This window comes from Providencia sp. PROV076 (genome assembly GCF_028483405.1).
Classification (GTDB): Bacteria; Pseudomonadota; Gammaproteobacteria; order Enterobacterales; family Enterobacteriaceae; genus Providencia; species Providencia huaxiensis.
In genome coordinates, this window is sequence record NZ_JAMPRR010000010.1 from 1 (window position 1) to 22,060 (window position 22,060).

Genomic DNA, 22,060 nt, shown 5'->3' on the forward strand with positions numbered 1-22,060 from the left:
ATTATGCATTGATTTTCATAGGTATTTTATTTATCCAATTGATTGTTATTGATAATTGATTAATTTTTTTGTTATATTTTATATTGCTGTATTTTAAAACATCAATTAAAGGTTTTTAACTTACAAAAACCAAAAATATGAATTTATCATCTAAATGATTTCACTTACATCGTGCCGTTTCACAGAGCGGCTTTATTGGATAATCAAAAATAGACTATTATTGTGAAGAAAATGATTAAAATATGATAATAATTAGTTAACCACGAAAGTGATTTGCTGACACTCTTAATTTGAGTAATTAAATCATGATAATTCAAAAAAAAAGAATAAATAAAATTATTAACTAATTTTGTTTTTAGTGACTGGAAAATAAATTATTTGAGTATGCTATTTATGGGTTTAAAAATAATCATTGCCCTTAATATGCATAAGAATACCTCAGTTTTATAAAATCAATCACCTAAATAACCGAGGTATTCTTGATGTTTAGTTCATATTATTATGTTTAGCGTTAGCTTTATGTTGACACAACTCATTAAATTACTTATTGATTCGACCAAATACCACTAAATCTTTTTTCATTACTAGCAGTATAAATTACAGTATGGGCGATATTTCGATGTCCTAAATAATCTTGGATTAATCGAGTGTCCCTACCCAAATCAGCTAAAGCATAGCCGCATGCATGCCTTAGCATATGAGGATGAAGCTTTACAGGAAGCCCTGCAATTTTCCCATACTGCTCAAATAAGCGATAAATTTGATAACGAGAAATTTGGCTTCCCTTTTGTGAAATGAATAAACAATCTGACCCTGCTGTTTTCCAAGAATCTCTTTCAACTAGCCATTTTTCAATCGCATTAAACTCTTCGGGGATTATAGGCTGTACGGTAGACAGCCCTCCTTTTAGTCTCCTAATAAATATCACTTTCTGCGCCAAATCAATATCAGCCATTGTGATATGAGTGAGCTCACTAACTCTTAATCCATGCAGAAAGCTCATTAATAACAAGCAATAGTCTCGATTAGGATAGCGACCTTGCTTTGTAGCATCCAATAACGAATTAACTTCTGTACGTGTAATAAATTTACGTTTAGTCATTATGATCTCATCTATACCTCATTATATTTCGCTATATACCAACGATAAATTAACTAAAAATAATAATTTTCCAGAAAATTAAATATAATATGTCAGAAAAGTCAGTGATGATACCGAAATGCAACAACTTAATCATGATGTCACTAGGATATAAAAAACGAAATATGATGAATAGTTGAGTGGAAATTGATTTATAAGGTAGTTATATTGTTTTCATTGCATGAACGATAAAGGTAGCCTCACATGGGCATTAGCCTGTATCCCTTTTCCCCCCTTATCTAGAATAGTGTATACTTGCCAGCAAGAAATTTATCCACGGTTAATGAACAATGAAAGAAATTGAAAAAACACAAATTAAACTTCTTAGCGACCGTTTAGACCTTATTCGTCACCAGATGGCAAGTATGCAGCTGACGAGTGAAGTAGAAAAACATTCAGAGCTAGAGAAAGAAAAAGCGACACTGGAAATTGAAATCGCTCGCCTGAAAGCGCTGCGTAACAAAAAACTAAGCAAAGAAGCACAAAAGCTTGTAGATATGCCATTCAAGCGCCCCATCACTAAGAAAGAACAAGCCGACCTTGGCAAACTGAAAAAGTCAGTGCGAGGCTTAATAATCGTCCATCCAATGACGGCATTAGGCCGTGAAATGGAACTGGATGTTATGACGGGTTTTGCTAAAACTGATTTTTAGTTAAAAATCATCCCAATTAAAGTCTGCAATACCTAACGAATACTGGAAGGTTCTTAATACACTTTTCGTGATTATGAACCGCTAGCCAGTAATTCAACCGTTAATCATCCCCCCTTTGATCAGATACTGTTTCTGTATTACCTACTGGCGAAATTGAGTGCCACCAACAGATCGAACGCGGTAACTGACAGCAAGCACACTATTTTACTAAAAAATAATGCGCTACTATATTTATAAATTCTGTTGAAAGAAAACAGTGAGTTTATCGAAAGGGATCTTGCTTGGATTATCATATAAATCAACATGATCAGCATTTGGAATAATCAAGAGTTCTTTAGGTTCTGAAGCCACTTTGTACACATCTTCTGAATAATAACGAGAATGTGCATTTTCCCCCGCAATCAGCAAAATTGGTCTTGGTGATATCATTTCAATATTGGTATGCATTGGAAAATTAAAAAAAGATATAGGCGTTGTTGCTGTCCACGCGGTTGTTGAATTAATTGAACGAGGATGAAAACCTCGAGGAGTACGGTAATAATCAAAAAATGCGGCTAATACAGGCGGTGCATTCTCTGGCAAAGTCTCCGGTAAAACACGTTGCCCCTCGATAATATTGCCATCCTCATCGAATGGCACCTCATGGTAACCTAAAGCATAGTGTCCATTTTTTGCATCTTTCCAGCGCTGCTGGCTAAGATAATCAATCACTTTATGTCGTTCTTCAATGGTGTAACTATCTTGGTACCCGCGGCTAATACTGCGAGACATATCGTACATTGATGCCGTCGCTACGGCTTTAATACGTGAATCGCTACTCGCTGCGGTTAAAGCCATACCACTTAATCCACAAATAGCTAGCACCCCAATACGATTACGGTCAACATTTGGCTGTAGACCTAAAAAATCAACAGCCGCACTAAAATCTTCCGTATTGATATCCGCAGAAGCAACATTTCGAGGCTCACCACCACTTTCCCCCGTAAAAGAGGGATCAAATGCGAGAGTAATAAAACCACGCTCTGCTAATGTTTGCGCATACAACCCCGAAGACTGCTCTTTTACTGCGCCAAATGGACCACTCAATACAATCGCAGAAAATAATCCACCACTATGTTTAGGTTGATATAAATCTCCGACTAAGGCTAAACCATAACGATTTTTGAATGTGACTTTTTTATGTTCAACCTTATCACTTTTTACAAAGGTTTTATCCCATAGCTCACTGAAATTTGTATTTGGTTGCGCTAATACTGGCGCTGTAATTATCGATGCCATACCTGCAACAGCAATACTTGCCCCCGTTAATTTCAATAAATCTCTACGTTCATGATCCATAATGTACATCCTCTTTTAGTCATTTCTTTGGAAAAGCTCTATCACCGCTTGTTTTGGTGATATTCCAGCCCATGGGTTATGTTTCCTTTTCAGCCTTTGCTGTGCACTGAACAAGTATTGCTGCAACTACAAGAAATAACGCACTGATTGCAAAAGTACTTTCATAGCCCATCAAATCAAATACTATGCCTCCCACCGAAGCACCTGAGGCAATGGAAAGTTGGATCACTGCGACCATCAACCCCCCTCCTGCTTCTGTGTTATTTGAAAATATTCGAGGTATCCAGCTCCACCAACCAACAGGCGCGGCAGTCGCGATAAACCCCCAAAGACTCAATAATACGGTGGCAGTAAGAGTGGAATAGCCAAAGAAAATAAGTGATACAGCAATACTGGCCATCAATAATGGAATCGTGATTAATATTTGATAGAACCCTATTTTTAATACACGATTAATCAGTAAAGTTCCGATAAATCCAGTAATACCAATAAGTAACAAGATAAATGTCACCATCGAGATATCGACTTTTACCACGGTCTCAAGAAAAGGGCGCACATAGGTAAATAAGGTAAATTGCCCCATAAAAAATAGACCGATAGCAAGCATACCCAGTGTGACAACCCGGTATTTAAAAAAGCTAAAAATACTGAGAATCTGAGGCGTATTTTGATGACTATTCGGAGCAGTTGGCATTGAGGGTAAACTCACCCATAACCACACAATAGTTGCAATCGCGATAGGTACTAAGCCTAAAAATGCCCCTCTCCACCCAATAGTTGAGCCTAAATAAGCCCCTAAAGGTGCAGCAATAACCGTTGCTAGTGCATTGCCGCTATTGAAAATAGCCAGTGCCTTAGGAACTTGATCTATCGGTACAAGGCGCATTGCTATCGCGGCAGACATAGACCAAAAACCGCCAACAACAACACCGATTAGCGCACGGCCAACCATATAAACATAATAATTAGGAGCCAAAGCAATCATTGCACCTGACAGCCCCATTAAGAACGCGAGCCCGAGCAATAAAGTTTTACGATTTAAATGACGAGTCAGCGCAGAAATAAATAAACTCGTTATGACAGCAAATATTCCTGAGATCGTAATACCTTGTCCTGCCATGCCTTCAGTTACCTGAAAATCAAGCGCTAACGGCGTTAACAAGCTCACAGGCATAAATTCTGAGGCAATCAATACAAAAACACATAGCGTCATGGCAAAAACTGCACTCCAATTCGCTCTTTCAGGAAAATTTCGCTTTTGAAAAATGACATTATCCATCAGTTATATTCGCCTATGTACCTACGATATTTAATGGACATCATCATGTCATACAGGTAATAATTTAATTAGTGGGTATAATCTTCATGAACTTGTGAGAAAAATTCATTAATGATGAAAGGTAAAATGAATGACTTGCACGCTTTTCTTATCATTGCTCAAGAGCAAAGTTTTACAAAAGCGGCCGCAAGACTGGGTGTGACGCCTTCGGCATTGAGCCATACAATACGACTTTTGGAAGAACGCTTAGGGATCCGGCTTCTCGCAAGAACAACCCGAAATGTTTCAGTGACAGAGGCTGGCGCACAGCTAATGAATGCCATCCACCCATTATTTGAACAGATTGATATTGAACTTAATGCATTAAGTGAGTTACGAGACAGCCCTAGAGGAACTATTCGCTTAAGTTGTACCGATGACCAAATAGAAATTTATATTCGACCAATATTGAATAATTTTTTACAAAAATATCCTGATATCACAATAGAAATATATGTGGACTATGGTTTTACAAACATTGTTGAAGAGCGTTTCGATGCAGGAATTCGAATTGGCGATGATATCAATAAAGACATGATAGCAGTTCGCATTGGGCCAGATTGGCGCTTAATTGCTGTCGCTTCACCTGACTATTTTAAACAGCACCCTAAGCCTTTATTTCCTAACGACTTATCTGAACATCAATGTATCAATATTCGCCATCGTGCTGCGGGGGCTATTTATGCATGGGAATTTAAACAAGATGGCCGTACAACGAGTATAAAGGTGGATGGGCAACTCGTTTTCAATAGTACACTACACCAGTTAAATGCAGCACTTGATGGAATGGGAATAGCCTATATTCCTGAACATTTAGCAGAGCCTTATATTGCCGAGGGTAAGTTACAGGCTGTATTAATCGATTATAGCCCTTACTTTGAAGGTTTCCATCTGTATTACCCAAACCGTCGCCAATCCTCACCCGCTTTTATGGCTTTTGTAGAAGCAATAAGGTATCGGAACAAAGGAGTCGCACTATGTGGGTAATGGCGTTGATATTAAATGAGTTTATGGAGTTGGCTAAATAGCAGTACCCCCATTAATGCTCCCAGATTGGCTTTTGAGTGATAGGTTTTTAGAAACAATCATTTCCTTCCTCTATTCTTCTGTACATCACTATTCTTTTTTAGTTAAAAAATCGATCCTTTTAGGGAGTCCTGAGTTGAGGCAATCAATAACAAAAATACTGCCAAACTTGGTTCACAATCGAAAATATGAGTTGCCCTTGTTTCATATTTTTGTTCTTCCAACAGCTTGAATGATTCATAAGCTTGTGTGTGTGACTTACCCACTTCAACCCCTTAGTTATCCTGATAAAAGACTAGGGAGCAAAACATTACGCAAAAACTAGCAAGCGGCTTCTTTTATTTACTTTTTTTCAATAAGTCTTTCAACGCCGCAATATTCGCCCTTGCCCCTTCAGCTTCTTTTAATTGGCGACGCTTTTGAGCATAAATATCAAACATTTCTTTGGCTTTTTCGTCAGCAATTTTCTTACTAATCCCACCAGCACCCTGCAAAACTTCACGCTCATTGAAACTTAAAAACTGATCCAGCTTGGTATCCCAATCCTGTAAGAAAACCTGCTTACGGCGCAGTGCTTGGTCTTCGGCAAAGTCGAGCCACATATTGACGATACGGTTTAATTCTTTGAGCTCATTTTCACGTAGATAATTCTTCGCAATCGTCACATCCGTTTTACGAACTTCGTCCGACTTATAGCTGGTTAAGCCCATATCCGGCTGGCTAGCATCTGCACGACTGGCTATAAGCTCAGCAGCAGTCATGCCAGTACAAGCAAAATGCAGTTTGTTTTGAATGGTTTGGAAGAAACGATTGGTTTCTTTATTGGAAGGCTCGTAATCCGCTGCCATAGTGAATATATCTTTCACCCGTAAATACACACGTCGCTCACTGGCGCGAATATCACGGATGCGTTCGAGCATCTCATCAAAGTAATCAGGCACGACTGACTGACCGACAGGCGGGTTCTTCAGTCGTTCATCATCCATCACAAACCCTTTGACCAGATACTGCTCCAGTGTTTGCGTTGCCCATTGACGAAACTGTGTGCCGCGAACCGAACGGACACGGTAACCGACAGCAAGAATGGCAGGTAAGCTATAATGGTCGATCTCTCTGGAGACCTGACGATTTCCCTCTAATCGAACTATCCGGAATTTCCGGATGGTTGCGTTTTGAGCAAGTTCCCCTTCAGAAAAAATATTAACAAGATGTTCGTTAATTGTACGAACATCTTTTCCATACAGTTCAGCAATGGATGCCTGAGATAACCACAGCGTATCAGACTCAAAGCGGCATTCAACGTGAGTTTGGCCATCTTCACTGCGGAACAAAACAAATTCGCCCTGTGGTGCTTCAGGAAGATTGTCGCTCATCAAATTGCCTCCGCTCTCTATACGTTATGCATAAACTATGTCTATACGTTATGCATAAAATATGAACAACAATATAGCATATTTAACAAATAAAATAAGGCCACCAGCAAATAGGTAGCAAGCACATTATTTTATGAAAAAACAATATACTACTATTATCTATATTCTTTCTTTGCAAGAAAAATATTCATGCATTTTTTCAGTCATTACCCACGGCGCTTTATTCAGTTTAATATCATCACAATACATTGCAAATCGTCTTAAAAGTGATAACACTTTTTCAGCAAGCGTTTCTGCAATATTAATACACTCGATATCAAAATCAGGGTAATTATTGCCTTTTATTAATTGCTGATAGAGATAATTAATCTTTAATTTTTTAGTCTCTAAATTAATGGGGCGATTTATCAGTTCAACCTTAATGCAACTACGCAAAGGGTTAGCTCCCCCGCTACTGAAGTGCCCTTTATAGCTTAAATCAACATTATAATGGCGATGTTTATCATTAATTTCTGGATTTCCACCAGCTTTATCTGTGAGGTAGAAGCCAAGAACCTCAAGGTTTTTAGTAAGTTGATGATGAATATCTTTTAGCCGTGCTTTATCTGAAGGGAATTCTCTTTTTAATTTATAATTAGAAGGGACTTCTTGAAGAATAACTTTTATATCAATATCTTCTGACGTTCGGTTAATTAAATTATAAGCCTTCGATAAGCAAGTACCACCAGCGAAAACAAACCTAACTGGTAAATCAATATTGATGGGTTCATTTGGTACTTTCTTACTTCTAGGATCAAATCCTTTCAACTGAGCTTCATGTACAATATGCAAGCTTGCCAAAACACGCAGAGCATCTGTTACATGGACATCTTTTTCTGCAACAAATGCAGGTAGCCCATTCAATAACCCTGCAGCCTCTGCATCTTGAATATCAGCAATTTGGTCTTCCGTAATTTTTTTCATATTGAACATTTCTACCTGAAACAGTGATGTTTCGAGATATTTTCCTTCCTGGAGTTCGAATTTGTAGCTGCATTGGGATTTGAGTCGTTTTACCTGCGTTATAATCCTTTAAAGCCTGTCCTTGAGTTACTTGAACATTAAGCTTTTGAAAGGTTTCCTCCACAACTGACTCAAATGGTGCTGCTACCGTCCTTTTACCTGCAAATCGATTAAAACGAGTTTTCGCATAAACACCTAAACTCACTCGAATGATAATACCCTCTTCAACAAGTGCCGCTAGCACTTTGCCAATTTGTGATTTACTGCCTAGATGCTCTAATTCTGAACGTAAAATCACAGTACCTTTTCTGTTGGCAATGGAGCGCAACAGCTTCTGTTTTAAAAACATAGTCGACTCCTTTTAAAAACAGGTAAATATATTCTTATATTAGCAAATTTTCCATTAAAAACAACACATTATTTTTATATAATAAGATAATAAATGAGCCTTAATATCCATGTATTTATCAGTTAGCTAGTCAGCGTCTTATCTGATTTTATTCAGCAAAAATACAACTGCTTAAGGCACCTTTCGGTTGTAGTGGTCAACAAAAATTGGTCACCGTTTTAGAGTTTTCCCAATATAATCGTTCTGATCCATTGGTGTTAACCTCGAGATATAACCCCCCTCCATCGGTCATTTTATAGGGGGTTACCATTGGCCTTGAGGCCGCTACCTGGCGGGCGTAAGGCTTCATCGTGGGGGCATCCAAAAAATAGGGAAAAATTATGCCCCCAATTTTGCCCCCAAACAGGGGTATAAACCAGTAAACATGGGGAGAATCAGACAGACTCCGAGATAATTAATCTTATTGATTTAAAAGGAAAATATAGACTTTGAGAGAAGTTCAGAAACTGCGTTTGGCGGAAGATCACAGGAGTCGAACCTGCCCGGGACTGCTGGCAGCCCCAACTGGATTTGAAATCCAGCCGCCTCACCGGAGACGACGATCTTCCTCTATAGATTGGAAAGTGATTATAGACTGAATTCATTATTTTCCAAAGCATTGAAACTACAACTATTGCCTTTATTGATAAAAGCCAATAAAAACCCCATTTATTGATAAGCGTTAATAAGAAAAAACGTTAGATTGATATTGAGGTTTGTACATTTGCCCCCATATACTTTCTTATATTCGCAATGGCGTGCTAGTTCTATCACCCATAACATTGACCATATTTGGGTTTAAGTTCGCCATTTAACTTTTATTGTCAACACAGTAAGCCTTGGCCTACGAGCACAAGCCTGCAATCACAGGATGTTTTATGACAAATTCATTATTAGCCGATTCCGCACTACCCCGTTTTTCTACTATAGAGCCCGCGGATATTTTCCCCGCAGTCCAACACGTACTCAATGAATATCGCCAAACAGTAGAAAACCTGCTGAGCGCAGCGGATCAATATACTTGGGACAACCTGTGCCAACCTTTAGAAGAAGCCAGTGATAAGCTTTCTCGTGTTTGGTCGCCAGTCAGCCATTTACACTCCGTGAAAAACAGTCCAGAACTGCGCGAAGAGTATGAAAAATGTTTGCCATTACTGTCCGAGTTCAGTACTTGGATGGGGCAACATGAGCCTTTATATCAAGCATATAAATCATTAAAAGAAGGGGCTGAATTTAATTCCCTTAACCAGGCCCAACGTAAATCCATCGAAAATACTTTACGTGATTTTGAATTATCTGGAATTGGCTTACCTGCTGAAAAACAGCAACGTTATGGTGAAATTGTTGCACGTTTGTCGGAAATAGCGTCTAAGTTTAGCAATAACGTCCTTGATGCGACTATGGGTTGGAGTAAGCTCATTAAAGACGAAAAAGAATTAGCAGGCATGCCAGAAAGTGCAATTGCCGCAGCAAAAGCCATGGCTGAATCAAAAGGCGAAGAAGGCTACTTACTCACCCTCGATATGCCAAGCTACTTACCTGTTATGACCTATGCTGATAACGCAGAATTGCGTCGTGAGATGAGCCATGCATATAGCACCCGTGCGTCTGACCAAGGCCCAAATGCAGGTAAATGGGATAACAGCGAATTAATTGATGAACTGATGGCTTTACGCCACGAACTGGCACAATTATTAGGTTTTAAAAACTACGCAGAGAAATCCCTTGCCACCAAAATGGCCGAATCACCAGAACAAGTGCTGAATTTCCTCAATGATTTAGCTGACCGAGCTCATCAGCAAGGGGAAAATGAGCTGGCTGAACTGACGGCTTTTGCTAAAGAGCATTATGGTGTCGATACGCTTGAATCATGGGATTTAGCCTATTACAGCGAAAAACAAAAACAGCATAAATTCTCATTAAATGATGAACAATTGCGTCCATATTTCCCTGAACAACGTGTCCTAAATGGGTTATTCGAAGTTGTTCATCGTATCTATGGTTTAACCGCCAAAGAGCGTCATGATGTGGAAACATGGCATAAAGATGTGCGTTTCTTCGAACTCTATGACGAAACCAACACTCTGCGTGGTAGCTTCTACCTAGACCTCTACGCCCGCGAACACAAACGCGGCGGTGCTTGGATGGATGATTGTGTTGGCCGCATGGTACATAAAGACGGTTCATTACAAAATCCTGTTGCTTACTTAACTTGTAACTTCAACAAGCCACTCGGTGATAAACCCGCACTGTTTACCCATAATGAAGTCACGACCTTATTCCACGAATTTGGTCACGGCTTACACCATATGTTAACGCAAATCGATGTTGCTGATGTTGCTGGGATTAACGGTGTACCATGGGATGCCGTCGAATTGCCAAGTCAGTTTATGGAAAACTGGTGCTGGGAGCCTGAAGCCCTCGAATTTATTTCTGGCCATTATGAGACAGGCGAACCATTACCAACAGAAATGCTCAATAGCATGTTAGCAGCAAAAAACTACCAATCAGCCATGTTTGTTCTGCGCCAGTTGGAGTTTGGCCTGTTTGATTTCACCTTGCATGCTGAATATGACCCAGCGAAAGGCGCGCAAGTCATGCCAACGTTATATGCAATTAAAGATAAAGTCGCTGTGGTCCCTTCACCAACATGGTCTCGCTTCCCACATGCTTTTAGCCATATTTTCGCAGGTGGCTATGCCGCTGGCTATTACAGCTACTTATGGGCAGATGTGCTTGCGGCAGATGCATACTCACGTTTCAGTGAAGAAGGCATCTTTAACCGCCAAACAGGCCAGTCTTTCCTCGACAATATCTTAAGTCGTGGTGGCTCAGAAGAGCCAATGGCACTGTTTGAGCGTTTCCGTGGTCGCAAACCAGAATTAGATGCCATGTTGAAGAGCTATGGTATTCATGGCTAATCGTATTGAGATCCAATTGATCTGTGAAGAGGGTGCCGATCCCGGCACTCTTTCTCAACTTTCTGAAAAATGGCAGCTTTCTCACACCCCTGATGCCGTTATGGCTGTTGTACTTACGCCTGAAAACTTACAACTACGTAAGCTAGATGAGCCTAAGTTAGGGGGGATCTTTGTCGACTTCGTCTCTGGGGCGATGGCCCATCGTCGTAAATTTGGTGGAGGCCGCGGTGAAGCTGTTGCCAAAGCTGTCGGGATCAAAAAAGATTACCTTCCCGATGTGATTGATGCCACTGCTGGCCTAGGGCGTGATGCCTTTGTTCTAGCCGCTCTCGGTTGCCATGTCCGTATGTTGGAGCGCCACCCTGTGGTTGCTGCCCTATTGGATGATGGTTTACAACGAGGCTACCAAGATGCAGAAATTGGCCCATGGTTACAAGAGCGAATGTCATTGATTCATGCATCCAGTATTACAGCACTGAACGAGATAACCCACGCGCCTGATGTTATCTATCTTGACCCGATGTACCCTCATCGGCAAAAAAATGCTTTAGTGAAGAAAGAAATGCGAGTATTTCAGTCATTAGTGGGAGCAGATGATGATGCAGATTCATTGTTAGCCCCTGCGATTGCTTTGGCTAAACGTAGAGTGGTTGTTAAGCGCCCTGATTACGCAGAGCCCCTTGCGGGACAAAAAGCCCCATCAGCGGTTACCACTAAAAACCATCGGTTTGATATCTATCCATGTATTAAAAGTAGCGAATAAACGTAACGGCGAAGGGCGTATGTACAGGTGAAATTATCAGTATGATACAGCCGCCCTTTCGCGTACGTTTTGAGGTCAGAGAATTACAACACACCCTGCCCAAGCATTGCATCAGCGACTTTTACAAAGCCTGCGATGTTAGCACCTTGAACATAGTTTGTTTGTTTCTCTTCGCCACCGAATTCCACACAGTGCTGGTGGATATCCAACATGATGTGGTGCAGACGAGCGTCAACTTTCTCTGCTTTCCAACCTAGGCGAGCCGCATTCTGTGCCATTTCTAGACCAGAGGTCGCAACACCACCTGCGTTAGCCGCTTTACCTGGTGCAAACAGCACTCCCGCTTCAAGGAACAGCTCCGTTGCAGGAATAGTTGTTGGCATATTAGCCCCTTCAGCCACCGCTTTAACACCATTTTTGATTAACACTTTTGCTGCATCCACATCCAGCTCATTTTGTGTTGCACATGGCAGAGCGATATCGACAGGTACATTCCATGGTTGCTGGCCTGCTAAGTAAGTCAAGCCAAACTCTTTTGCATACTCTTCAATGCGACCATAGTTGTTTTTGATCTCTTCCAAACGTGCGAGTTTTTCTGTTGTAAAACCATCTTCATCAACGACAGTACCGCTTGAATCAGATGCAGTAACCACTTTCGCACCTAGTTCCATACATTTTTCAATGGTGTACTGTGCAACGTTACCTGAACCAGAAACTGCGACACGCATTCCTTCAAAACCTAGGCCATGGCGTTTTAACATCGCATTGGTGAAATAAACCAAACCGTAACCAGTTGCTTCAGGGCGAATTAAACTGCCACCAAAGGACAATCCTTTACCAGTAAATACACAAGAAGTGTCATTAGACAGTTTTTTCATCATACCCGTCATAAAGCCCACTTCACGGCCACCCACACCAATATCCCCTGCTGGGACGTCAGTATTAGAACCAATATGGCGATAAAGCTCAGTCATCAATGCTTGGCAGAAACGCATCACTTCACCATGACTTTTACCTTTAGGATCAAAGTCAGAGCCACCTTTACCACCACCCATTGGTAATGTGGTCAGGGCATTTTTCAGTGTTTGTTCGAAGCCTAAGAATTTCAGAATGGATAAATTCACAGACGGATGAAAACGCATACCACCTTTGAATGGACCGATTGCAGAGCTAAATTGTACACGCCATGCACGGTTGACTTGAACTTTACCTTGGTCGTCTACCCAACACACACGGAATTGAATTACACGCTCAGGTTCAACAAAACGTTCAAGTAATGCTTGGTCACGATACTTAGCATTTTGCTCTAAGAACGGCCAAAGGGAAGTGAATACTTCACGCACCGCTTGTAGAAATTCAGGTTGAGAAGGGTCTCTTTTTTGGACAGACTCCAAGAACGAAGATAGTGATTGTGTCATCTATGTCTTCCTTTTTAACATTGTAGTTGTTGTGATGTGCCTCACTCTTTCTTTTCATTATTTTTAGGAAATGTGAGGTTGATTTGCGTTTGCCTATTGAATATATCATTAGTTTGTATTCTAAATTCAAGGTTTTTTTTCACTCAATAGCAAAATAAATTGCTTGACCTGCCAATAACTCCCTCAAGATACATATTTTGAAACAAAAAAAACGCCTGCATAAGCAAGCGTTTTTAGTGAATAATATTTCAAATATAGTGATATGGATTATTCTTCATCATCATTTAGTGGCACAATCAACATATCCACATGAACGGTATTGATTAACTGGCGAGCAGAAGACATGAGCTTGCTCCAGAAATCTTGGTGGTGTCCACAGACGACTAAATCCATATTGTATTTTTTAATGGCATCGACCAGTACTTGGCCTAAGTCACCACTGCCACTGAGTGTTTCTTGAATTTCATAACCTGCACCCGCAGACAAATCCTTCAGAGCATTACGTGTTTCATCAGTAATACGTTGCTGCATGTCTCCAAGATTGACATCAATAAGACCGGTATAGAGGTCTGAATAGTTAACATCAACATGGATCATAGATACTTTGGCCCCATAAGGTTTTGCCATAGAGACAGCCTTATCCAGTAATACTTTACTTTCAGGTGATAAATCTACCGCAACAAGAATATGTTTGTAAGCCATAAGTAAACTCCTTCCGAATGCTGATTATCTGGTGGTTATGCCTTCACCACATCTTTATGAATACTATACCTGCTAATTGTGATTATTAAGTGTTGCTTTGATCACATCTAAGCAGATTAACCTTAAAATCATCACTACATATAACATTTTATAAAACAATAACATCATTCATACAATATTAATATATTGCCCTAAAAAATTCGAGTTATGGGAAATATTTTAGCTTAGAAAAACAACAAAGTTGCACCGCAAACTGTGATACTAAAGTTCAACCATTCAGTTTTATTTTCTTCAATGAAAACAAAAAGTCATCACAAATTTGCGCTAACTGCACTTTTTTTAAACAGTAATTTATCCTACAATAAAATAACTGAGTATAAGTACAATTTTTCTGCTGTATTTCCTTTGCGACAATTGCTGTGAGCTTGAGCTAGGTTCTAAGGAGAGGATTATGTTCAGTATGATTGCATTGTTTTGGGCATTATGCATTTTGTGCATCTTAAATATGATGCGGTATTTTTCTTCCGTTCGTGTTTTATTGTCTATTTTAAGGGATTCAGACCCTCTGCTTTATCAATCCGTTGATGGTAATGGCTTTTTTACTACACACGGTCAACTGAACAAACAACTACGGTTAGTTCGATACATAAATAACAAACAGTACCTTGAACATTATGACCCTGAAGTTATTTTGCGTTGTGAGCGGATCCGCAAGCAATTCATGATGATAAGCAGGCTCAGCATTCTTGTTGTCGTGAGTTTAGTCTATTTATTGATAACGGGTTAATTGTAATTAGTGACTGACTAATGAAAAAATAGTGATGACCTTACGATCATCACTATTTTGTATATGTAGATTACTGTGTTCATGTAACTGTTAAAGGCTCCATACTCATGTATGAAGCCCAAATTAGTGCGACTAGATAAACAGCAGCGATAGCCAGTACAAACCACCCGATAACACAATGGACACTGGTAAAGTTAATAACCATGCTAACGCAATGCTTTTAATGGTTTTTGTTTGTACACCGCCACCATCGACAACCATCGTCCCCGCAACGGCAGAAGATAAAACCTGCGTTGTTGAAACGGGCATACCAGTATAACTTGCCACGCCGATAGACACCGCTGCAGTCACCTGAGCAGATACGCCTTGCGCATAAGTCATGCCTTTCTTACCAATTTTCTCACCAATGGTCACAGCAACACGCTGCCAACCAAACATGGTGCCTAATGATAATGCTAAAGCAACCGCAATAATGATCCACAGAGGTGCATATTCAACGGTATACAGCAAATCATTACTGAGTTTTTTCAGTAAGCTGGCATCTTTCGAGCTTGTTTCTGGTAATTTCGCAACCGCATTAGCAGTATCAGAGATACACATCAGCAAACGGCGTGCGTGGTTACGTTGGTCTGGCGTCAGCTCTTCATAGCTTTGAATGCCATTTAGCATCGTTTGAGCTTGATTTAAAATAGCGCCAGTACGCGTGCTATCACAATGGAATTCGCCACCTGGTTCATCACTACTTTCTGCAACGACAGGCGCATTTTCTATTGCATGGTTTAACGCTGGTTTATGTGTTTCATAGTATTGTTGCAGGTGGACAACCGCATCATGCGTTTTTGCGATGTCATAACCGTTAGAATTCATATTCATAACGAAACCTGCTGGAGCAACACCAATTAGCACTAACATGATAAGACCGATGCCTTTCTGGCCATCGTTCGCACCATGGGAGAAACTTACCCCAACTGCTGACAAAATCAATGCAGTACGGGTCCAGAATGGTGGCTTACGCTTACCATCTTTTTTCTCACGTTCCGCTGGTGTTAAGTGAATGCGTCGACGTTTCTTTGTGCCACTCCAATAACGGCGCAAAAAGAAAATCATCAAACCGGCAATCACAAAACCGATAGCGGGAGACAAAATTAATGACATGAAAATACTGATCATTTTCGGTATATTCAAGGCATCAACGACAGACGAATCAGTCACAATCGCGTTGGTTAAACCCACCCCGATTATCGCCCCGATCAGCGTGTGCGAACTGGAAGCAGGAATACCGAAGTACCAAGTTCCAAGGTTCCAAATAATTGCAGCCAAGAGCAATGAAAAAACCATTGCAAGGCCGTGAGCTGAGCTCACATTAAGCAAGAGGTCTGTTGGTAAGAGATGGACAATTGCATATGCGACGCTCAACCCTCCCAGCAAGACACCAAAAAAGTTAAAAACCCCTGCCATGACAACTGCGAACTGAGCCCGCATTGCTCTGGTATAAATAACCGTAGCTACCGCGTTAGCGGTGTCATGGAAGCCATTTATAGCCTCATAGACCAGCACAAATAACAGTGCCAGAACTAATAATAGACCTGTATGAAATTCTAAACCTGTAAAAAGATGTAGCATAGACGTTAAGCCATTATATGTTGGACATGAACGCGGCGCATTATCAGTGACAAACGCTGGCGGTGGAAGCAAAATCTAACCTTTTTTTGATTTAACTACTCATCAAAAAAGTACCTCATGGCAATTACCCCATATTTTTCAATAAATTAAAGCAATCAAACTTATTCTGAATTTTTGAAACTTTTTAACGATATTTCCAGAAAATAATCGTTGTTTGCTTTTTTTAGACGAATTTCTCTAATTATAATACGTCCTGTATAGTTTTCATCAGTTCTTCCTCAAAGCTTTACATTACAATCCCGATGAGATGACGTAAAATATCCCGGTCATCAATGTAATTATGCTAAAAATCAAACATATATAGAGATACTTACTGTGAAAAATTTCGACGTTATTATTTTAGGTGCTGGCGCTGCGGGTTTATTTTGTGCCTCACACTCTGGCAAACGCGGTTTAAAGACGCTAGTAGTTGATAACGGGAAAAAATTAGGCAGAAAAATATTGATGTCCGGTGGTGGGCGCTGTAATTTCACTAATATGTACGCAGAACACAGCAATTACATTTCAACAAATCCACACTTTTGTAAGTCAGCACTTGCTCGCTATACACAGTGGGATTTTATCGCCTTAGTCGCTAAATATAATATTCCATACCATGAAAAAACCCTAGGGCAGCTTTTTTGTGATAATAGTGCACAAGATATCGTCGATATGCTGCAAAATGAGTGTAATTTACCAAATATAACAATAAAACTTCGCAGTGAAGTCACTGGTGTCGAAAAAACACCAGAGGGCTTTCTAGTCACGGTGAATGGGAGCCAAGTAAGTGCTCGCTCACTGGTTGTCGCAACGGGTGGGTTATCTATGCCAGGTTTAGGTGCGACCCCTTTTGGCTATCGTCTTGCGGAACAGTTTGGGCATACTATTATTCCAACACGAGCAGCACTGGTGCCCTTCACCTTACATAAACCCCTTTTAGAAACCTTACAGGTACTTTCAGGTATCTCTGTCCCTGCAACGGTAACAGCGGCAAGCGGCACCGTATTTAAAGAAAATATTTTATTCACCCATCGGGGGCTTTCTGGTCCAGCTATTTTACAAATATCCAGTTACTGGAACCCTGGCGAGTACGTGAGTATTAACTTACTTCCAGATATCTCCGTCAATGATTTTATCGTTTCAGAGAAACAACAGCACCCAAATCAATCATTGAAAAATACCTTAGCTAAATTATTACCAAAACGGCTAATTGAGGTATTACAAGCCCAAGGACAAATCCCTGAGTGTGCTCTAAAACAGCTTAATCATCCTCAAATTGAAGCATTACACACCACCTTACACCAATGGCGGGTGCAACCTAATGGAACGGAAGGTTACCGTACCGCCGAAGTGACATTGGGTGGCGTTGATACTCACGAAATATCATCTAAAACCATGCAATCACTTAAAGTACCAGACCTGTATTTTATTGGTGAAGTGATGGATGTGACCGGCTGGCTAGGAGGTTACAATTTCCAATGGGCATGGAGCTCCGCAGCTGCATGCGCAGAAAGCCTGCCGATAGTTTCAGGAGAATAAAATTTAGACTCTAGGCTATAATATAGCCAATCAAATTTGGATACGCATATATCATAGCAAAATATAGTTTAGTTGAAGGGGCCGATAATTAGAGAGAACAAGATGTTCACTCTAATAACATAGTGGCAAAATTGACGGAATCAAATCAGGTCAAAGCAATCATACGATACCTGAATAAGAAATTTGTTTTTTTATTGATCTGAATATTTCGATTCATTAATTAATATTCGAAAACAATTTCCGCTGTTTCCTATCATCACTCTTCTATTAAAAACACTAAAATTATCTAATGTTAAATATTCCAAGTATCTAATAAGCGGTGAGTCTCAGTTGTGATTTAGACATTTGAAATTTACTCCCATAGAGTACAAAATGAACCTAATAAATATATTAAGGCATAAATATGAAGTTAAAAACTTTAACATTAGACAATTATAGGGGCTTTAAACATTTTACTGGAGAATTTGAGCCTGATGTAAATATTCTAGTAGGGCTAAATGGCACTGGTAAAACGAGCTTACTCGAAGCTATATCTATTGCTTATGGACAGTTTATGAGTGGTTTTGGTACTAGTACAGATCGAGGCATACACATTAGTGAAACACACCTTGCCAGAATAGATGTTGGTAATGACGAGTTTAGCATGGAGTACCAAATTCCATGCCGTATTTCTGCAAGTACCGCGGAGCCTCATAATACAGAGTACCCAATGAATTGGGAGCGCTTTCGTAATAGCGTCAAAAAGAATACAAAGACAACGATTGTACGAGAACAAAAAAATAGCGCACAATTTCTACAAAAAATGGTTCAAGAGGGAGCTAACCCTACCCTACCTGTAGTTGCTTATTATGGAACAGATAGACTGTTTAATCAGAATATTGGCCCAACAAAAAAAATGCCAAAACTTTCTAATGCAAGTCGATTAGAGGGTTATACCGACTGGCTCAAACCACGAACAAGTTATGGCCATTTTGTAAACTGGCTTTACCATGAAACGATGGCAAGTTTTGAACGAGAATTAGAAATTCAGGAGCAACGTCATTCAAGTAGTTTAGTGAAAAGTAATCACTTTCAAGCTCGACTCGATGAGCTCCAACAAGCGTTAAACCAAGTATTACTTCCATCGGGTTGGTCGAATGTCCGTTATTCTTCAAAAGCGGGGCAAATTGTTGCCACTCATAAAAAGCAAGGTGATGTCCCAATTAACTTATTGAGTGATGGCGTGCGCAATATTCTTGGCTTAATTGCAGATATCGCCTATCGTGCAATAAAGCTAAACCCACATATTGGCAACGGTATACTTAAATCGGTAGAAGGTATAGTATTAATTGATGAAGTAGATATGCACCTACACCCTCAGTGGCAACAGCATATAGTCAAAAGCATTCAAGCAGCATTTCCTAAAATACAATTTATCCTGACTACACATAGCCCGCAAGTCTTAGGAAATGTAGCCGCAATAAATATTAAATTAATCAAACAGACAAGCGAAGGTTACTATACTTTAGAAAACCCAGCGCAATCGTATGGATTAAGCAGTAATGATATTTTAGATGAAGTGATGAACACAGATGTGGTTAATGAACAACTTTCGAGAAACCAAGATGTTTTTGCAAAATTAGAGTCTATAAATACATTGATCGCTGATAAAAAGTATTCGGAAGCAGAAGAACAAATCCAGAGGCTAGAAGAGGAAATAGAAGGTGAAATTCCAGAATTAGTTAAAGCTAAATTATCTATTGAATTGGCTGGGTGGGATGACTAATGTATAGAATCACTAAACATATTCAACCTAATAGTTTAACTTCTTATAAAAATGACCCTCAAGCCCGTTACGATAATTTACCCACAAGAGTTCGAGAAGATTTGAAAGATTCGCTACTTAGGGAGCAAGGGTATGTTTGTGCATACTGCATGAGTAGGATCGATAGTCAAAAAATGAGAATTGAACATTGGGCTTGCCAAGATAACAACCAACATTTAGAGCTTGATTATAATAACTTATTAGCATGCTGTTGTGGCAACGAAGGACAACGAAAGGACACATATACTTGTGATAAAAAGAAAGAAAATAAAGCACTCACTTATTCCCCTGCAAATACAGAACATGCCATAGACTGCCGAATTACCTATATACATGGTTCAGGGAAAGTAACTTCGAATGACTGTAACTTTGACAAAGAGTTAAATGAGGTTTTAAATCTCAATGAAACTCGATTGGTGAAAAATCGTCAACATGCATTAAAAGCTGTCCAAGAACAACTTTCACGGAAAAAAGGCACCCGTAGTAAGCAAGACATTCAAAAATTGCATGACAAAGTACTTGCTATTAACAACAATGGTCAAAAAATGCCTTATTACAGCTTTTTAGCTGATTATTTATCAAAAAAATTATAAATATAAAGTCAACATTATAGCTAAGAGTTACTCAATTACGAAGAGGGGTTAATTCGAATTAATCCCTCTACTCTCAACTTCAGCTCTTTGTTTACCAAATAACACCGCATAGCAGAATGTACCCCACACTGGCACGCTGATCCAATTTACTACAGCGTATTCTATCATATCACGAGCAAAGACCATTCGTTTTCTGAATATCTATCGTTAAAATCATTCAAAAACTCGCAACCTCAGCACAAAGCAAATAAATGTATTAACCATAATTAACTTAAGTCATAACGATATTCATAATGTTTTAGTATTAATGTCCTTTTAACCGAATATCTCTTAATCCATTGAAAAATAATGGTTAATATTTAATTCCATAGAAATCATATAATTGCAGTTTTAATTATAAGATATATTATTTTGGTTAAAAATAATGCTTTACAAACGATAGTGATAACTATTATCATTATCATCACTTCCTCAATACGGTTACTTAGTCACCTATTGTAAGAAGTACGACATTGCTCACATTGCTTCCAGTGTTTACTTTAGCCAGCCTCGCGCTGGCTATTTTTTTATCTGCATCAACGGCTTAATTGGTTAAAATTCCCACATCATCATTTCCTATCCATTTTCTTAACTTATCTCAAACCTACTTATTCAAATTTTTTGGATCCTATGGTTAATGGCAGCTACTTTTCTCTTTTAGCAAAATGGTTAAACTGTCATCAATACATTTAGAGCGAGTTCAACCAAGGTTGGAATCCGTACAGGAGAGAACACGATGATCTATTTACGCAAAGCAAACGAACGTGGTCATGCAAACCATGGATGGCTCGACAGTTGGCATACCTTTTCATTCTCTAGCTACTATGACGAGCAATTTATGGGCTTTTCTGCGCTGAGAGTGATTAACGAAGACTTTATTGCTGCAGGCCAAGGGTTTGGAACACATCCCCATAAAGATATGGAGATATTGACCTATGTGCTCAATGGAGCTGTTGAACATAAAGACAGCATGGGCAATATGGAGCAAATCCCTGCGGGTGAATTCCAAATCATGAGTGCAGGTACGGGTATTCGTCATTCTGAATACAACCCAAGCAATGAAGAAGAGCTACATCTGTACCAAATTTGGATCATTCCTGAAAGAACAGGTATTGAGCCACGTTATGAGCAAAAACGGTTCGATTCCAAAGATGGCAAGCAATTGGTGCTATCACCGGATGCGCGTGATGGCGCATTGAAAGTTTATCAAGATATGGAACTGTGGCGCTGGGCATTGCCTGCTAATAAAACACACACTCATAGGATTGCGGATAAACGTGTCGTGTGGATCCAAGTCGTTAAAGGGGATGTTGAAGTGAATGGCCAAAAAGCAACCACCAGCGATGGTTTAGCCATTTGGCAGGAAACTGAACTCTCCATCAAAGCGAGTGAAGATAGCGAAATTCTATTGTTTGACTTACCAGCCGCAGAATAATCATTTTCACAGCAAAAAAGGCTCTACCAACGTAGAGCCTTCAGACTGCTGACAAACATATTATGTTTGGCAGCAAGTCTAATAGGTTTTGAAGATAAATTAGGAAAATCAATCTATTGATTTTCGGCTGATAACACAAAGCGGGAAAAACCACGCTT

At 39.7% G+C, this 22,060-nt stretch carries 19 protein-coding genes and 1 tRNA gene; 9 read left to right on the top strand and 11 right to left on the bottom strand.

The annotated features are described in order from the left end of the window. Nucleotides 1-544: 544 nt before the first annotated feature. Complete coding sequence (locus PSF67_RS07460; RefSeq protein WP_102140592.1) at nt 545-1,102, bottom strand: tyrosine-type DNA invertase; 558 nt, start codon at nt 1,100-1,102, stop codon at nt 545-547. Between the two features lie 329 nt (nt 1,103-1,431). Here PSF67_RS07460 and PSF67_RS07465 point away from each other — a divergent pair, with 329 nt between their 5' ends. Continuing rightward, a complete protein-coding gene (locus PSF67_RS07465) occupies nt 1,432-1,794 on the top strand; it encodes a YibL family ribosome-associated protein (RefSeq protein WP_102140591.1) in 363 nt (120 codons plus the stop codon). Nucleotides 1,795-2,025: 231 nt separating this feature from the next. On the opposite strand, the gene PSF67_RS07470 is transcribed toward PSF67_RS07465, so the two are convergent. Then, a complete protein-coding gene (locus PSF67_RS07470) occupies nt 2,026-3,141 on the bottom strand; it encodes an alpha/beta hydrolase (RefSeq protein ID WP_407072739.1) in 1,116 nt (371 codons plus the stop codon). Nucleotides 3,142-3,208: 67 nt separating this feature from the next. Next, entirely contained in the window at nt 3,209-4,411 is a 1,203-nt protein-coding gene (locus PSF67_RS07475; RefSeq protein ID WP_272676710.1) for an MFS transporter, read from the bottom strand. 111 nt (nt 4,412-4,522) lie between these two features. Here PSF67_RS07475 and PSF67_RS07480 point away from each other — a divergent pair, with 111 nt between their 5' ends. After that, entirely contained in the window at nt 4,523-5,437 is a 915-nt protein-coding gene (locus PSF67_RS07480) for a LysR family transcriptional regulator (RefSeq protein WP_102140589.1), read from the top strand. A 143-nt stretch (nt 5,438-5,580) separates the two neighbouring features. Here the strand turns inward: PSF67_RS07480 and PSF67_RS07485 are convergent, their stop codons facing one another. From PSF67_RS07485 to PSF67_RS07505, 5 genes are all read right to left on the bottom strand, one after another. Beyond that, nucleotides 5,581-5,742, bottom strand: coding sequence for a hypothetical protein (locus PSF67_RS07485; protein WP_168222873.1), 162 nt, complete (start codon nt 5,740-5,742; stop codon nt 5,581-5,583). Nucleotides 5,743-5,814: 72 nt separating this feature from the next. After that, nucleotides 5,815-6,849, bottom strand: a complete 1,035-nt coding sequence (locus tag PSF67_RS07490) for a virulence RhuM family protein (RefSeq protein ID WP_195697994.1) — start codon at nt 6,847-6,849, stop codon at nt 5,815-5,817. Between the two features lie 159 nt (nt 6,850-7,008). Next, on the bottom strand, nt 7,009-7,812 hold the full coding sequence (locus PSF67_RS07495) for a nucleotidyl transferase AbiEii/AbiGii toxin family protein (protein WP_272676711.1): 804 nt from the start codon (nt 7,810-7,812) through the stop codon (nt 7,009-7,011). Beyond that, complete coding sequence (locus tag PSF67_RS07500; RefSeq protein ID WP_166266154.1) at nt 7,781-8,200, bottom strand: DUF6088 family protein; 420 nt, start codon at nt 8,198-8,200, stop codon at nt 7,781-7,783. The genes PSF67_RS07495 and PSF67_RS07500 overlap by 32 nt, the downstream gene beginning before the upstream one ends. A gap of 513 nt (nt 8,201-8,713) precedes the next feature. After that, a tRNA-Sec gene (locus PSF67_RS07505) sits at nt 8,714-8,808 on the bottom strand. A 309-nt stretch (nt 8,809-9,117) separates the two neighbouring features. Here PSF67_RS07505 and prlC point away from each other — a divergent pair. Continuing rightward, entirely contained in the window at nt 9,118-11,160 is a 2,043-nt protein-coding gene (prlC, locus tag PSF67_RS07510; RefSeq protein WP_102140155.1) for an oligopeptidase A, read from the top strand. Further along, nucleotides 11,153-11,923: a 16S rRNA (guanine(1516)-N(2))-methyltransferase RsmJ gene (rsmJ, locus tag PSF67_RS07515; RefSeq protein ID WP_272676712.1), complete on the top strand. Its 771-nt coding sequence runs from the start codon at nt 11,153-11,155 to the stop codon at nt 11,921-11,923. Before prlC ends, rsmJ begins: the two co-directional genes overlap by 8 nt. An 83-nt stretch (nt 11,924-12,006) precedes the next feature. Here rsmJ and gdhA read toward each other — a convergent pair whose 3' ends face one another. Beyond that, nucleotides 12,007-13,341, bottom strand: coding sequence for an NADP-specific glutamate dehydrogenase (gdhA, locus tag PSF67_RS07520; RefSeq protein ID WP_004263145.1), 1,335 nt, complete (start codon nt 13,339-13,341; stop codon nt 12,007-12,009). A 267-nt stretch (nt 13,342-13,608) separates the two neighbouring features. Continuing rightward, nucleotides 13,609-14,043 (bottom strand): universal stress protein UspA, encoded by a 435-nt coding sequence (gene uspA / locus PSF67_RS07525; RefSeq protein ID WP_004263149.1) that lies wholly within the window; start codon nt 14,041-14,043, stop codon nt 13,609-13,611. A gap of 451 nt (nt 14,044-14,494) precedes the next feature. On the opposite strand from uspA, the gene uspB reads away from it, so the two are divergent. Further along, nucleotides 14,495-14,830 (top strand): universal stress protein UspB, encoded by a 336-nt coding sequence (gene uspB / locus PSF67_RS07530; protein WP_102140153.1) that lies wholly within the window; start codon nt 14,495-14,497, stop codon nt 14,828-14,830. Between the two features lie 132 nt (nt 14,831-14,962). Here the strand turns inward: uspB and pitA are convergent, their stop codons facing one another. After that, nucleotides 14,963-16,453, bottom strand: coding sequence for an inorganic phosphate transporter PitA (gene pitA / locus PSF67_RS07535; RefSeq protein ID WP_102140160.1), 1,491 nt, complete (start codon nt 16,451-16,453; stop codon nt 14,963-14,965). Nucleotides 16,454-16,828: 375 nt separating this feature from the next. On the opposite strand from pitA, the gene PSF67_RS07540 reads away from it, so the two are divergent. The 4 genes from PSF67_RS07540 (at nt 16,829) to PSF67_RS07555 (ending at nt 21,902) form a co-directional block, all read left to right on the top strand. Further along, on the top strand, nt 16,829-18,031 hold the full coding sequence (locus PSF67_RS07540; RefSeq protein WP_272676713.1) for an NAD(P)/FAD-dependent oxidoreductase: 1,203 nt from the start codon (nt 16,829-16,831) through the stop codon (nt 18,029-18,031). 403 nt (nt 18,032-18,434) lie between these two features. Next, entirely contained in the window at nt 18,435-19,796 is a 1,362-nt protein-coding gene (locus tag PSF67_RS07545) for an AAA family ATPase (RefSeq protein ID WP_195697991.1), read from the top strand. Beyond that, nucleotides 19,796-20,428 carry a retron system putative HNH endonuclease gene (locus PSF67_RS07550; RefSeq protein ID WP_140171905.1) on the top strand — a complete coding sequence of 211 codons (633 nt, stop codon included), beginning with the start codon at nt 19,796-19,798 and terminating at the stop codon, nt 20,426-20,428. Before PSF67_RS07545 ends, PSF67_RS07550 begins: the two co-directional genes overlap by 1 nt. 775 nt (nt 20,429-21,203) lie before the next feature. Then, nucleotides 21,204-21,902 (top strand): pirin family protein, encoded by a 699-nt coding sequence (locus tag PSF67_RS07555; protein WP_166268263.1) that lies wholly within the window; start codon nt 21,204-21,206, stop codon nt 21,900-21,902. Nucleotides 21,903-22,060: the final 158 nt, after the last annotated feature.

Bases quoted from the DNA above. Each gene is read 5' to 3' on its own strand.
- PSF67_RS07460 (WP_102140592.1), bottom strand. From the start codon at position 1,102: ATGACTAAACGTAAATTTATTACACGTACAGAAGTTAATTCGTTATTG.
- PSF67_RS07465 (WP_102140591.1), top strand. From the start codon at position 1,432: ATGAAAGAAATTGAAAAAACACAAATTAAACTTCTTAGCGACCGTTTA.
- PSF67_RS07470 (WP_407072739.1), bottom strand. From the start codon at position 3,141: ATGTACATTATGGATCATGAACGTAGAGATTTATTGAAATTAACGGGG.
- PSF67_RS07475 (WP_272676710.1), bottom strand. From the start codon at position 4,411: ATGGATAATGTCATTTTTCAAAAGCGAAATTTTCCTGAAAGAGCGAAT.
- PSF67_RS07480 (WP_102140589.1), top strand. From the start codon at position 4,523: ATGATGAAAGGTAAAATGAATGACTTGCACGCTTTTCTTATCATTGCT.
- PSF67_RS07490 (WP_195697994.1), bottom strand. From the start codon at position 6,849: ATGAGCGACAATCTTCCTGAAGCACCACAGGGCGAATTTGTTTTGTTC.
- PSF67_RS07495 (WP_272676711.1), bottom strand. From the start codon at position 7,812: ATGAAAAAAATTACGGAAGACCAAATTGCTGATATTCAAGATGCAGAG.
- PSF67_RS07500 (WP_166266154.1), bottom strand. From the start codon at position 8,200: ATGTTTTTAAAACAGAAGCTGTTGCGCTCCATTGCCAACAGAAAAGGT.
- prlC (WP_102140155.1), top strand. From the start codon at position 9,118: ATGACAAATTCATTATTAGCCGATTCCGCACTACCCCGTTTTTCTACT.
- rsmJ (WP_272676712.1), top strand. From the start codon at position 11,153: ATGGCTAATCGTATTGAGATCCAATTGATCTGTGAAGAGGGTGCCGAT.
- gdhA (WP_004263145.1), bottom strand. From the start codon at position 13,341: ATGACACAATCACTATCTTCGTTCTTGGAGTCTGTCCAAAAAAGAGAC.
- uspA (WP_004263149.1), bottom strand. From the start codon at position 14,043: ATGGCTTACAAACATATTCTTGTTGCGGTAGATTTATCACCTGAAAGT.
- uspB (WP_102140153.1), top strand. From the start codon at position 14,495: ATGTTCAGTATGATTGCATTGTTTTGGGCATTATGCATTTTGTGCATC.
- pitA (WP_102140160.1), bottom strand. From the start codon at position 16,453: ATGCTACATCTTTTTACAGGTTTAGAATTTCATACAGGTCTATTATTA.
- PSF67_RS07545 (WP_195697991.1), top strand. From the start codon at position 18,435: ATGAAGTTAAAAACTTTAACATTAGACAATTATAGGGGCTTTAAACAT.
- PSF67_RS07550 (WP_140171905.1), top strand. From the start codon at position 19,796: ATGTATAGAATCACTAAACATATTCAACCTAATAGTTTAACTTCTTAT.
- PSF67_RS07555 (WP_166268263.1), top strand. From the start codon at position 21,204: ATGATCTATTTACGCAAAGCAAACGAACGTGGTCATGCAAACCATGGA.